Annotated in this window: 13 protein-coding genes, 1 pseudogene and 1 riboswitch; of the genes and pseudogenes, 4 read left to right on the forward strand and 10 right to left on the reverse strand. The window is 54.2% G+C overall.

From position 1 onward, the window contains the following. Positions 1–7 precede the first annotated feature (7 nt). Positions 8–466 (forward strand): DUF986 family protein, encoded by a 459-nt coding sequence (locus tag JO226_RS12300; protein WP_293586025.1) that lies wholly within the window; start codon positions 8–10, stop codon positions 464–466. 198 nt (positions 467–664) lie between these two features. Continuing rightward, positions 665–856: riboswitch (yybP-ykoY riboswitch) on the forward strand. 3 nt (positions 857–859) lie between these two features. Beyond that, positions 860–1420, forward strand: coding sequence for a manganese efflux pump MntP (mntP, locus tag JO226_RS12305; RefSeq protein ID WP_293586026.1), 561 nt, complete (start codon positions 860–862; stop codon positions 1418–1420). Here the strand turns inward: mntP and rlmA are convergent. From rlmA to mgrB, 6 genes and pseudogenes are all read right to left on the reverse strand, one after another. Then, on the reverse strand, positions 1417–2211 hold the full coding sequence (gene rlmA, locus JO226_RS12310) for a 23S rRNA (guanine(745)-N(1))-methyltransferase (protein ID WP_293586027.1): 795 nt from the start codon (positions 2209–2211) through the stop codon (positions 1417–1419). The two genes, mntP and rlmA, sit on opposite strands and share 4 nt — an antisense overlap. A gap of 61 nt (positions 2212–2272) precedes the next feature. After that, the gene (ftsI, locus tag JO226_RS12315; RefSeq protein WP_293586028.1) at positions 2273–4006 is read right to left on the reverse strand and encodes a peptidoglycan glycosyltransferase FtsI; all 1734 of its coding nucleotides are present in this window, start codon (positions 4004–4006) and stop codon (positions 2273–2275) included. Between the two features lie 206 nt (positions 4007–4212). Further along, on the reverse strand, positions 4213–4422 hold the full coding sequence (gene cspE / locus JO226_RS12320; RefSeq protein WP_001062678.1) for a transcription antiterminator/RNA stability regulator CspE: 210 nt from the start codon (positions 4420–4422) through the stop codon (positions 4213–4215). Between the two features lie 12 nt (positions 4423–4434). Then, a pseudogene (locus JO226_RS12325) lies at positions 4435–4579 on the reverse strand (DUF2627 domain-containing protein). 588 nt (positions 4580–5167) lie between these two features. Then, entirely contained in the window at positions 5168–5458 is a 291-nt protein-coding gene (locus JO226_RS12330; protein ID WP_293592470.1) for a YebO family protein, read from the reverse strand. A 73-nt stretch (positions 5459–5531) separates the two neighbouring features. After that, positions 5532–5678, reverse strand: coding sequence for a PhoP/PhoQ regulator MgrB (mgrB, locus tag JO226_RS12335; protein ID WP_293592472.1), 147 nt, complete (start codon positions 5676–5678; stop codon positions 5532–5534). Positions 5679–5837: 159 nt separating this feature from the next. Between mgrB and JO226_RS12340 the strand changes: the two genes are divergently transcribed. Next, on the forward strand, positions 5838–6077 hold the full coding sequence (locus tag JO226_RS12340; RefSeq protein ID WP_293592474.1) for a YobH family protein: 240 nt from the start codon (positions 5838–5840) through the stop codon (positions 6075–6077). Between the two features lie 43 nt (positions 6078–6120). Here the strand turns inward: JO226_RS12340 and kdgR are convergent, their stop codons facing one another. Then, positions 6121–6912, reverse strand: coding sequence for a DNA-binding transcriptional regulator KdgR (gene kdgR / locus JO226_RS12345; protein WP_293592476.1), 792 nt, complete (start codon positions 6910–6912; stop codon positions 6121–6123). Between the two features lie 177 nt (positions 6913–7089). Between kdgR and JO226_RS12350 the strand changes: the two genes are divergently transcribed. Further along, entirely contained in the window at positions 7090–8463 is a 1374-nt protein-coding gene (locus tag JO226_RS12350) for an MFS transporter (RefSeq protein WP_293592477.1), read from the forward strand. A 44-nt stretch (positions 8464–8507) separates the two neighbouring features. Here JO226_RS12350 and htpX read toward each other — a convergent pair whose 3' ends face one another. The 3 genes from htpX to proQ form a co-directional block, all read right to left on the reverse strand. Next, positions 8508–9389: a protease HtpX gene (gene htpX / locus JO226_RS12355; RefSeq protein ID WP_293592479.1), complete on the reverse strand. Its 882-nt coding sequence runs from the start codon at positions 9387–9389 to the stop codon at positions 8508–8510. 194 nt (positions 9390–9583) lie between these two features. Then, complete coding sequence (gene prc / locus JO226_RS12360; RefSeq protein ID WP_293592481.1) at positions 9584–11632, reverse strand: carboxy terminal-processing peptidase; 2049 nt, start codon at positions 11630–11632, stop codon at positions 9584–9586. A gap of 19 nt (positions 11633–11651) precedes the next feature. Further along, entirely contained in the window at positions 11652–12350 is a 699-nt protein-coding gene (proQ, locus tag JO226_RS12365) for an RNA chaperone ProQ (protein WP_293592483.1), read from the reverse strand. Positions 12351–12373 lie beyond the last annotated feature (23 nt).

The raw sequence follows: 12373 nt of genomic DNA on the forward strand, positions 1-12373 counted from the left end.
AGGCTTAATGACAATCACGGATTTGGTGCTGGTGCTGTTTATCATCGCTCTGATGGCCTATGCCGTTTATGACCAATTCATCATGCCGCGCCGTAACGGCTCCGTCCTGCTCTCGATCCCCCTGCTCCGCCGTGGGCGCGCTGACGGTCTGATCTTCGTCGGTCTGGTTGCCATCCTGATTTATAACAACATCAACAGCCATGGTGAATTAACGACCACATGGTTATTAAGTGCTCTGGCCCTGATGGGGTTATATCTGTTCTGGATACGCGTTCCCCACATTATCTTTAAATCACGCGGATTCTTCTTTAATAATGTGTGGATAGAATATAACCGCATTAAAGAGATGAATTTATCAGAGGACGGCGTGCTGGTGATGCAATTAGAGCAACGGCGCCTGCTTATCCGCGTTAAAAACATTGACGACCTCGAAAAGATCTATCAACTTCTCATTAAAACTCAATGAGTTAAAATATAGCCAAAGCTATATATGCGTTTATTTTACGCAGCCTAAATTATAGCTCTGGCTATATCTCCAGCCAGAATCACTCGGTTATTTTTAACGTTTTCATTACCAATCCACTCAAATGAAAAGCGTTATCAACTAGTCGCAAAAATATTAACGCACCATTGTTGTTTTAGTTTCTTAAATTATGTTATGGTTGCGCCCGTCGTTGGGGAGTAGCCGATTTCCTTTCCCGGGAAATGTATACGTCAACATACTCGTTAAAAAAAACGTGGTGTATACGGACCCTCTTTTGCATTGCATGAGGTGCTCAGGCGAGACCATTGATACATCAGCTGCTGTTTACTGGGGGCGGCGATGTGTCATATGGATTTTCCCCGGTCAGGACTCGCGATGAATCTCTCAGCCACTATCCTACTTGCCTTCGGTATGTCGATGGACGCCTTTGCGGCCTCCATCGGTAAAGGCGCCACCCTGCATAAACCCAAATTTTCTGAAGCGCTGCGTACTGGTCTTATCTTCGGCACGATTGAAACGCTGACCCCGCTTATCGGCTGGGGCCTGGGGATGCTTGCCAGCCAGTTCGTGCTGGAGTGGAACCACTGGATAGCATTTGTCCTGCTGGTGTTTCTCGGCGGACGAATGATCATCGAAGGGTTTCGCGGCGCTGATGAGGAGGAGACGCTGCATCGTCACGGCTTCTGGCTGCTGGTGACCACCGCCATCGCCACCAGCCTTGATGCAATGGCCGTCGGCGTGGGTCTGGCCTTCCTGCAGGCGAACATCCTGCTGACCGCGCTGGCGATCGGCGGAGCTACCTTCGTGATGTCCACCCTCGGTATTATGGTCGGTCGCTATATCGGCCCGCTGCTCGGCAAACGGGCCGAAATTCTCGGCGGTATCGTACTTATCGGCATCGGCAGCCAGATCCTCTGGAGCCACTTCGCCGGTTAATCTTCCCGACGCCAGACCTGAATAACAAAATCGGTCTGGCAGTCAAAGCGTTCTTTCTGCGCAAGCTGCTCCCACACCGGCGGTTTTGCCCGCCAGGCGAACGGCGTCATCTGCAGCAATGCGACCGCCTCAGCGCCGCTCAGCGTCATCGGGTAGGCAAGCGTGACTTCCTGAACCAGCGAAAAACCGGGCAACTGCTCAGCGTTCGGCGCGTGCAGGCGCACCTCATCGTAAATCAGCCCTTTAAGCTCCATCAGATGCCGCGGCCCTGGCGTCGCGGTGATCACCACACCGCCTGCTTTTACCACTCGGGTCAGCTCCTGAGGGTTGCAGGGGGCGTAGATACGCACCACGGCATCCATACACGCATCGACAAACGGCAGTCGCTGGCTCGACGCGACGCAAAATTCAACCTGCGGATAGCGTTTAGCGCCAGCGCGTACGGCAGATTTTGACACGTCCAGCCCCCACGTCCGCTGCGCCAGCGCGGCGAACGCATGGGTGTAATACCCCTCCCCACAGCCGATATCGAGGATCTGCGCAGGCGACGCGCTTTGCAGCAGCGTGCTGATGGCGTCCCGCAGCGGCTGATAGTGCCCGGCATCAAGAAACGCCCGACGCGCCTGCATCATTTCTGCGCTATCGCCCGGGTCGCGCGAGCGTTTATGCTGCACCGGCAACAGATTAACGTACCCCTCTTTCGCCCGATCAAACTGGTGGCGTTGTGGGCAGACGTAGCTGTTTTGCTGGCGGGTCAGCGGCGCATGACAAAGCGGGCAACTCCAGGACATGGGAACTCCGGTATCAGGGAAAGGGCGCAAGTGTACCGCTATACGCCCCCGGGATGAAGTATTACAGCGTCGGCGCCTGATTATCGCTGTGGTGCATCACGATAAGATTCTCCGACCCTGGCGCCATACCGTCCGGCATAACGTTTTCCAGGCGCAGAACATCGCCCATGATCTGGCTGAACACTGGCGCCGAAACGGCGCCGCCGTAGTAGTCGCCATTTTGCGGATCGTTTATTACCACCGCCAGCGCAAACTGTGGACGACTGGCTGGCGCCACGCCTGCCGTGTAGGCGATATACTTATCCACGTATTTACCGTCAGGACCAATTTTCTTAGCCGTGCCGGTTTTCACCGCCACCCGGTAGTCGCGAACCGCCGCCTTGATCCCACCGCCCCCCGGTAGCGCCACGCTCTCCATCATGTGTTCTACCTGATGCACAATCTCTTCCGGCATCACCTGATGCCCGATAACCGGCGGGTCGATACGGGTAATCGACAGCGGCCGCTCCATGCCAAAACCGCCGATGGTCGCGTACACGTGGGCCAGCTGTAGCGGCGTCACCATCAACCCATAGCCGAAAGCGAAGGTTGCCCGGTCAAGCTGGCTCCAGAAACGGCGCTGGGGTAACAATCCCTGACTTTCACCGGTCAGCCCCAACCCGGTGGGCTGACCAAAGCCGAAGGCGCTGTAGGTATCGAGCAGCCGCTGAATCGGCATCGCCAGCGACAAGCGCGACACGCCAGTATCGCTCGATTTCTGCAAAATGCCAGTAAGGCTAAGCTCAGGGTAGTAACCCACGTCGCGGATACGGTGACCGTCCAGCATATAGGGATGGGTGTCCACCACGCTGTCCGGCTGTACAATGCCCTGACGTAGCGCCGTCATCAGCACCAGCGGTTTCACCGTCGAACCCGGTTCAAAGGTGTCGCTGATGGCGCGGTTGCGGAAATCATCCAGCGTCGCGCTGTCGCGGTTATTGGGGTTAAAGTCCGGGAAGCTCGCCATCGACAGGATTTCGCCGGTATCAATTTTGATAAGCACCGCCGTACCAGACTCCGCTTTGTTCCAGCGCACCGCGTTATCCAGCGCATCTTCGGTCACGGTCTGCAGACGCTCGTCAATGCTGAGCTGCAAATTGTGCGCCGGTACCGGTGTGACTTCCGTCAGGTTTTCGATAACTTTGCCGTGTTTATCTTCTCGCACCCGACGCAGTCCCGGTTTGCCCTGCAACTGCGCGTTGAAGCTCTTCTCCACCCCCTCAATACCCTGGTCATCGATATTGGTAAACCCGAGCAGGTTTGCCGCCACGTGTCCTGCCGGATAGAACCTGCGCGACTCGTCGCGCAGGTTAATCCCTGGCAAATGCAACTTATCAATCCAGTCCGCCTGCTGCGGGTCAACCTGACGCGCCAGATACAAAAAGCGTGAATGCGGGTGCTGCAAAATACGGGAGGACAGCTCAGCAAGCGACAGATGCAGCGCATTGGCAAGCGCCTGCCAGCGCGCGTTATAGCCAACGCCGCCTTTTTCCAGCACCGTCTGCGGGTCCGCCCAGATAGCGCTCACCGGCACGCTCACCGCCAGCGGCCGCCCTTCCCTGTCGGTTATCATCCCGCGAGGTACGTCGACAGCCTCTTCGCGCAGTGAGCGCAAGTCTTCTTGTTTAACGAGGTTGTCCGGCGAAATGATTTGCAGCCAGCCGATACGCGCCAGCAAGAGTCCTAAACAACAGAGGATCCCCACGCACAGCAGTCCAAAACGAAAAGGGGGGATGGTAAAGCGATGGTTTTGCACTCCGGCTCCTGATTCTTAGTTGCAACGCCATGATTTAACGCGAAACACACGGCAGATGACCGATAAACAGTGCTAATAACCACAGGATTTTGCAACAAAGCGCGACAGAACGAGAGATGCAGATACAATTTGCAATATGAAAATAAAAAGCCCCGCATGACGCGAGGCTTTATGGCTGATTTCAATTGAGATCAGTGGATTCGTAATCAGATAGCAGTTACGTTAACAGCTGCCGGGCCTTTCTGGCCGTCCTGAATTTCGAACTCAACGTTCTGGCCTTCAGCCAGAGTTTTGAAGCCGTTACCCTGGATTGCAGAGAAGTGTACGAACACGTCTTTGCTGCCATCAGCCGGAGTAATGAACCCAAAACCTTTGGACTCGTTGAACCACTTAACTTGACCTTTAATCTTTGCCATTTGCAAAATTCCTTAAAATGTTTTCTTCGCCCGTGGGCACTTACATAGATAAAACTGAGACATTACTGCATGAGGCACTAATATAAGGTTCGGCAGAGAAGCGGTATTCAACGACAACGTGTTTACTCAGGACTTCTTTACTGAAAATGCCACACATAGACAGAACTGTACCTCGTTTAACCCAAAACGTGTTATCACACACAACGTAAATTATGGCAAGCCATTTTTAAACGTGTCTGGATCGGTCGCACAAATTAGAGCACTAAGCGTTGATCGCCTGCACAGTTATGCGTGCCCGACAACGCTTAGCGGATCGCTATGCCTGCCCATAACATCCGCCAAACTCTCGGTTTTCTGCGACTTTTCAACCATAGCTCGACAACTTTGCGCCGTCCAGATCACAAGCACGGAAACGTGAATTTTTCTAAAGTCAGGAAAATTTTTGCATAATTATGTCGCACAAAAAAGAGACTATGTTAAAAAATTCCCGCGCCGCTTCCATTGGTAAATATTATAGATAATGCATCGCAATAATGAAAATTTGATGACAGCGACGAAATAGCACAATAAAAACGTTTCGCTGAAGCGAAACCGCCGTCAGGGTTAAACAAAGTCAGCAAGGATTCACAAAATAATGTACGTCGCGTCGATTAATACAATATCGCAATAATTTATGACAGGCGGGTATATGAATCTTTGGGGAGGATTTCCCGGTAGCGGATTGATACCGGGAATGTTCAGGGCTTCAGCGTTCAGCGACAAGGCGAATAAAACCGTCGTCCTCATCTTCCTGCGCAGACTCTTCCTGCTTTGCCGGTTCTTCCTTTTCCGGTTCGTTAGCTTCGCAAAGACGGCGCAACAGCGCAGTCTGACGCTTCTGCTGATCTAACAAGGCTTCCAGTAGCTCGATTTGCTCATTGCTGCGAGCGCTTGCGCGATGAACAAAAAACCACAAAATCAACCCTACGACAACAACCAGAAGAGACATGACCAGCGGGGCCAAGCCCATTACTCCGGAACTGATTACTTCCATCATCTCACCACCTCAAAAAGAAGCCATCATTCTACCACTCAGGCTGAGGAAGAAAATCACCTGTGAGAAAAATGACCTACCAGGGAATGAACTTGTTGATGGTGCAAATCCCGCTGAAAAACTGCACATCTTGATCGCATAATACGTTGATTGTCTGCGTCCACAACAGCAGGCAGGCAATCAACAGAATAACGACCAAAATGATCCAGCGTAATTTTTTCACTCCACTCTCCGGGTAACTGCAACCTGCGAACAGGTTAGCATGCTAATCTTAAACCGCGGCTAACTGTAATGGGTTCTGATCATTTTAGGAATCATCGACTTGTATCAGAGCGTGAACCTGCCAGGATTATCGTCAGGAAGAAATAATAATGAGGCAACAATGCGCTTACTGATACGTTCCATTCTTGTGCTGGCCATTGCGTGGATAGCCCTGCTGCTCAGCGGTTACGGGGTGCTCATCGGCAGCAGTGAAAATGTCGGCGGGCTGGGGTTACAGTGTAAATACCTGACCGCTCGCGGCACCAGTACCGCACAATATGTACATTCCAGCAGCGGAATCATCGGCATGACTAACTGCCCTGTGCTGCGTAAAAGCGACATCGTCGTCGATAAAGGATAAAAAAACGCCGCAATTGCGGCGTTTTACACAGCAACGGCGTTACTTAGAAAGGATAGTCGTTGTAACCCATCTGCTCCGAAATTTTACGTGCCGCCGTATGCAGCATGCTGACATACTCCTGCAGACGATCTTCAGAGAAACGCAGCGTCGGGAAAGAGATACTCAGGCCCGCGATAACCACACCAAAGCGGTCAAATACCGGCACGCCGATGCAGCGTAATCCCTCTTCCTGCTCTTCGTTATCCTCGCCATAACCCTGCTCGCGCACCTGCGCCAGTACCGGTATCAGCGCTTCCGTCGAGGTTATCGTACGGCTGGTGCTGCGCTTGTATTCAACGCCCTCCAGAATCTGCTGAACCTCATCGGCATCACGCCAGGCCAGCAGGACCTTACCGATCGCAGTGCTGTACAGCGGGTTACGGCGCCCGATGCGGGAGTACATGCGCAGGTTGTACATAGAATCGATTTTATGGATGTAAACGATGCTGTCTTCATCCAGCGCGCCAAGGTGGATGGTCTCTTTCGTCAGACGAGACAGTTCACGCATTTGGATATCTGCGCTGCGAACCAGATCCACGTTTTGCAGCGCACGGGCGCCGAGTTCAAACAGTTTCAGCGTCAGCGAATACTTTTCGGACTCCCCTTCCTGCGCCACATATCCTAAGGACTTCATGGTCTGCAAAAAGCGATAGACCGTGCTTTTTGACATCATAACGCGCTGCGAAAGTTCGGTAATACCGATCTCACGCTCTTCTCCAAGCGCCTGGAGGATGCCAAAAACCTTCAATACTGAAGAGACTGAATCTGGCTGCTTATCCAAATCCGCGACTGCCATTTATCACCTCATTGCCACTGTTTTATAAAAAATAGAACTAGTTTTTATTATAATTTCACCGAACCGCCATCGCAATCGTTCTTCGATAACTTCGTTACAAATCTGCGACATACTGCCTGATAATCAATGCTAAAATCATTATCTGTATAATGATTTCACTAAAGACCTATTTTCAACATGGAAAAAACCGCTTCTGATGGTTTGCCTTTGCCGCAGCGTTATGGCGCCATCCTGACCATCGTTCTTGGGATCTCCATGGCCGTGCTGGACGGCGCTATCGCCAACGTCGCCCTCCCGACTATCGCCAGCGATCTCAATGCCTCCCCCGCTGCTTCAATCTGGATTGTGAACGCTTATCAGATAGCGATTGTTATCTCCTTGCTGTCACTGTCCTATCTTGGCGATATGTTCGGCTATCGCCGTGTCTATAAGTGCGGTCTGGTGGTATTTACCTGCACTTCGCTTATCTGCGCGCTTTCCCACACTCTGGAAATGCTCACGCTCGCGCGCGTGGCGCAGGGTCTCGGCGGAGCAGCGCTGATGAGCGTCAACACGGCGCTGATCCGACTTATCTATCCCCAGCGTTTCCTCGGCCGCGGAATGGGGATTAACTCCTTTATTGTCGCAGTCTCTTCCGCCGCAGGCCCAACCATTGCCGCGGCGATTCTGTCAGTGGCCTCCTGGCAGTGGCTGTTCCTGATAAACGTCCCGCTCGGCATCATTTCATTGCTGCTGGCCATACGCTATTTGCCGCCCAACGGCGCCCGTAGTCAGGCCCCGCGCTTTGACCTCCCCAGCGCCGTCATGAACGCGCTCACCTTCGGGCTGCTGATTACCGCGCTCGGCGGATTCGCACAAGGGCAATCGGTACAACTGGTGCTGACGGAAGTGGCGGTTATGCTGGTCGTTGGCGTCTTCTTCGTCCGCCGCCAGCTCCGCCTGCCAGTACCGCTGCTGCCCGTTGACCTGCTGCGAATTCCGCTGTTCTCGCTCTCTATCTGCACCTCTATCTGCTCGTTTTGCGCGCAGATGCTGGCGTTAGTCTCCCTGCCTTTCTTTTTGCAAACCATGATGGGCCGCAGCGAAGTCGAAACCGGGCTGCTGCTGACGCCGTGGCCGCTGGCGACCATGGTGATGGCGCCGCTGGCAGGCTACCTGATCGAAAAAGTGCATGCGGGACTGCTGGGCGCACTGGGGCTGGCGATTATGGCCTGCGGGCTGTTCGCACTGGCGCTACTGCCTTCGGCGCCGAACGATATCGACATCATCTGGCGCATGGTGCTGTGCGGCGCCGGGTTTGGCCTCTTCCAGTCACCGAACAACCATACGATTGTCTCCTCTGCCCCCCGCCACCGTAGCGGCGGCGCCAGCGGCATGCTGGGCACCGCCCGCCTGCTCGGCCAGAGCACCGGAGCGGCGCTGGTCGCACTGATGTTTAACCTGCTGGGAAATCAGGGAACCCACACCTCGCTGCTGCTGGCGGGTTCTCTGGCGGTCATTGCGGCTATCATCAGCGGGTTGCGAATCACCCAGCCCCGCGGCCAGGCGTAAAAAAGGCGCCTGCGAAGAGGCGCCTGTTGGCTGCTGTGAACACGTTACTTGAGATACTCGCCGCTGCGCAGCGCTTCGATACGCTTATCCAGCGGCGGGTGAGTCATAAACAGCTCGCTGAGCGATTTCGACTTTCCGTTAATGCAGAACGCCATCATGCTGCTGGCTTCCTGCGGCTCATAGCTGGTTTTAAGACGCTGCAGGGCGGCAATCATTTTTTCCCGCCCGACCAGTTTGGCGGAACCGGCATCAGCATGGAACTCACGGTAGCGTGAGAACCACATGGTGATGATGCTCGCCAGAATACCAAATACCAGTTCCAGCACCGTTGCGACGGCGAAATAGATAAGCGGGTTGCCGTTGCTCTCTTCGCCCTCGTCGCGGTTGCCGCCAAGGAAACCTGCCGCCACCTGCGCGATCACGCGGGAGATGAAGATAACGAAGGTGTTCACCACGCCCTGGATCAGGGTCATGGTCACCATGTCGCCGTTTGCGATATGGCTGATTTCGTGCGCAATGACGGCTTCGGCTTCATCACGGCTCATGTTCTGCAACAGGCCGGTACTGACCGCGACCAGCGAGGCGTCGCGACGCGCGCCGGTCGCAAACGCGTTGATATCCGGCGCGTGATAAATCGCCACCTGCGGCATTGCGATCCCCGCCTGGCGGGACTGCTGTGCAACGGTATTCATGAGCCAATGCTCAGTCTCGTTGCGCGGCTGTTCAATCACTTCGCCGCCGACCGACTTCAGCGCCATCCATTTAGACATCATCAACGACACAATCGAGCCGCCAAAACCAAACAGCAGCGCCATGATAAGGAGCCCTGTCATGCTGCTCGACTGAATTCCTGTCAGGCTTAGCACCAGCCCAAACACAACCATGACGGCCAGGTTGGTTATCAGGAAGAGCGCGATTCGCATCATAATTTACTTTTAACCTCGTTCTAACAAAACGCACTATGCGATTACCCACATCGTATGGGTCTTATGAGAATTTTCAACTATCGGAGGGCGCTAAGTCACGAGAAAAACACAACTTTACATTCTGTCGCATCTCGTTGACGCAGAACAACGAGAGATAAGAAAACAGGCACAATTTCTTGTGCCTGTCGAGGAGGTTACTTCGTTGGTGCCGGGGTCACGGCCGGAGACTCTTTCTCCATATGCGCCAGGTCGAGCGCGATATGGACCGTTTCATCCAGGTACGGGTCCGGTTCCTGGTAATCCTTGGGCAGATCGTCCAGCTTCTTCAGCGGCGGCTTACCTTCACGCTTATAGCGATCGTTAATACGCGCAAGGCGGGTCGCATCATCTTCTTCATTTTCTTTTTCACGCTGGGCGTAATTAAGAGAAACGATGTTACGGCGATCCTTCATGGCATTAAAGCGCGCAATATCCTTCATGATGTACTGGAACTCAGGATCTTTCGCAATACGCTCATCGTGAAGTTTCAGCAGTTCAGGACCGAACGGCGCCATATCGCCTGACTTCACGTAGGTCGCCGCATTAATGCTGTCCCATGGCAGCGCGTTATCTTCGAACTTCTCGCCGGTTTCGGTCTCTTCGCTACCGGTCGGCATCATGATGTCCGGGGTGACGCCTTTACGCTGCGTACTACCGCCGTTAATACGGTAGAACTTCTGAATCGTATACTGCACAGAGCCCAGCGCCGGCCACTCCGGACGCAGCATCTGGTCGTAGATACGGTTCAAAGAGCGATACTGCTGGACGGTGCCTTTACCAAACGTCGGCTCGCCGACGATCAGCGCACGGCCGTAATCCTGCATCGCGGCGGCAAAAATCTCCGACGCCGAGGCGCTGAAGCGGTCGACCATGACCACTAACGGGCCTTTGTAATAGACCATACCATCGCTGTCGCTGTCTTCACGCACCTTACCGTTGTTATCACGCACCTGCACGACCGGACCGGACGGAATGAACAGACCGGAAAGCGATACCGCCTCGGTCAGCGCGCCGCCGCCGTTGCTGCGCAGGTCAATGATAATGCTGCTGACATTCTGTTTTTCCAGCTTCTGCAGCTGCGCTTTGACATCGTCCGTTAAGCCAACGTAGAAGCCCGGAATATCCAGCACGCCGACTTTTTCTTTACCGACGGTTTTCACCGACATCTTCACGGCGCGATCTTCAAGACGAATGCGTTCGCGCGTTAAGGTCACGACTCGCGTTTTCGCCCCTTTGCCCGCTGGCAAAATTTCCAGGCGGACTTTACTGCCTTTCGGCCCTTTAATCAGCGCCACAACGTCATCAAGACGCCAGCCGATAACGTCAACCATGCCTTTGCCGGTCTGACCGACGCCGACAATACGGTCGCCAACGCTAATCGCTTTGCTCTTCGCCGCAGGACCGCCCGCCACCATAGAGTTGATGACCGTGTAGTCGTCATCCATCTGCAGCACCGCGCCAATCCCTTCCAGAGACAGGCTCATCTCGGTATTGAATTGCTCCGTGTTACGCGGAGACAGGTAGTTGGTGTGCGGATCGATTTCGTGAGCAAACGCCGTCATCGCCAACGAGAACACGTCTTCGCTGTTGGTTTGCGCCAGACGGCGAATGGCAAATTTATAACGACGCGTCAGGGTATCGCGGATCTCCTGATCGTTTTTCCCGGCGAGCTTGAGGCTGAGTTCGTCAAATTTGACTTTCGCATCCCACAGCGCGTTCAGCTCCGCCTCGTCCTTCGGCCACGGCGTTTTGCTGCGGTCGAGGTTGAACGTGTCGTTGCCGGTGAAATCCATCGGGCGCGCAAGCACCTTTAGCGCGTACTGATAGCGCTCAAACCGGCGCTTTTGCGCCAGATTGTAGAGATCGTAAAATACGTCGAGCTTGCCGCTGCGCAGCTCGTCGCCAACCTGCGTTTTACGCGGTTCAAATTTCGCAATGTCGCTGGCCAACAACACGTTATGGCTGTAGTCCAGCAGATTCAGGTAGCGATCGAAGATTTTCGCGGAAAAGGCATTATCCAGATCGAACTGGCGGTAATGCGACCGGGTGAAGCGTGACGTAACACGCTCACTGACCGTCGCATGCTGCGGCTCTTCCTTCAGAACAGGAATCTGGTCAATACGGGTGATATCGTCCACAGCAAACGACTGGCCTGCCAGTAACAGCATGCCAGCGAGCGCGGTGACCTTAAAAAATGTGTTCATGCCAGGCCCGGCCTCCGTTTCAGAACACCAGATGTTCTGCGCGTACAATCATTGACATACCAGAAGTCAGCTGTACACGAACGCCATCTTTGGTGATCTCCAGTACAGTGGCATCCATTGCGTTATTGCCCGCTTTGACCTTCAGGGACTGGCCCACGGTCAGCGCAGACAGGTCTGATACAGGCGTGTGGTGCTCTTCACGCACAGCGCGAGGCGCTTTGTTCACGTTCGCGGCAGGCTTCGCCGTGTTACGCGGCTTACGCTCGCCACCCTCTTTACGGCGTACCGGAGGACGCGGCTTGCGCTCACGACGCGGCGCATCTTCCTGCTCGCCTGCAGCAGCAGCGGCTTCACGTTTTTTCGCCTGCTGTTCGGCACGCTGTGCCTGAACGCGCGCTTTGGCTTCTTCCAGTTGCTGACGCGCATGCGTCACGTGCTGCTCGTCCAGCTCGCCGCAGGCGTTGCCGTCAAGATCAACGCGGATAGCGCCAGCTTTGATACCGTACAGGTAGCGCCAGCTGGAGGTATAGAGACGTAAAGCGGAACGAAGTTGGGTTTTACTGAGATTCATCTCACCCTCAACACGCTCGACCAGATCCTGAAAAATACCAATTTTCAGGGGACGAGCTTCGCCTTCTGCACTGAAACAGTGAGGAAAACGTTCGGCCAGAAAAGCGATGACTTCTTTGCTGCTATTCAACTTAGGTTGATTTTCCATGAAATTTCCTGATTACAACGGAC

It is taken from the genome of Pluralibacter sp. (genome assembly GCF_019237635.1).
Taxonomy (GTDB): Bacteria; Pseudomonadota; Gammaproteobacteria; order Enterobacterales; family Enterobacteriaceae; genus Enterobacter_B.

What these genes read in the sequence shown, in the direction of transcription:
- JO226_RS12300 (WP_293586025.1), top strand. Translation starts at nt 8, where the DNA reads ATGACAATCACGGATTTGGTGCTGGTGCTGTTTATCATCGCTCTGATG.
- cspE (WP_001062678.1), bottom strand. Translation starts at nt 4,422, where the DNA reads ATGGCAAAGATTAAAGGTCAAGTTAAGTGGTTCAACGAGTCCAAAGGT.
- prc (WP_293592481.1), bottom strand. Translation starts at nt 11,632, where the DNA reads ATGAACACATTTTTTAAGGTCACCGCGCTCGCTGGCATGCTGTTACTG.
- JO226_RS12340 (WP_293592474.1), top strand. Translation starts at nt 5,838, where the DNA reads ATGCGCTTACTGATACGTTCCATTCTTGTGCTGGCCATTGCGTGGATA.
- JO226_RS12350 (WP_293592477.1), top strand. Translation starts at nt 7,090, where the DNA reads ATGGAAAAAACCGCTTCTGATGGTTTGCCTTTGCCGCAGCGTTATGGC.
- htpX (WP_293592479.1), bottom strand. Translation starts at nt 9,389, where the DNA reads ATGATGCGAATCGCGCTCTTCCTGATAACCAACCTGGCCGTCATGGTT.
- mntP (WP_293586026.1), top strand. Translation starts at nt 860, where the DNA reads ATGAATCTCTCAGCCACTATCCTACTTGCCTTCGGTATGTCGATGGAC.
- kdgR (WP_293592476.1), bottom strand. Translation starts at nt 6,912, where the DNA reads ATGGCAGTCGCGGATTTGGATAAGCAGCCAGATTCAGTCTCTTCAGTA.
- rlmA (WP_293586027.1), bottom strand. Translation starts at nt 2,211, where the DNA reads ATGTCCTGGAGTTGCCCGCTTTGTCATGCGCCGCTGACCCGCCAGCAA.
- JO226_RS12330 (WP_293592470.1), bottom strand. Translation starts at nt 5,458, where the DNA reads ATGATGGAAGTAATCAGTTCCGGAGTAATGGGCTTGGCCCCGCTGGTC.
- proQ (WP_293592483.1), bottom strand. Translation starts at nt 12,350, where the DNA reads ATGGAAAATCAACCTAAGTTGAATAGCAGCAAAGAAGTCATCGCTTTT.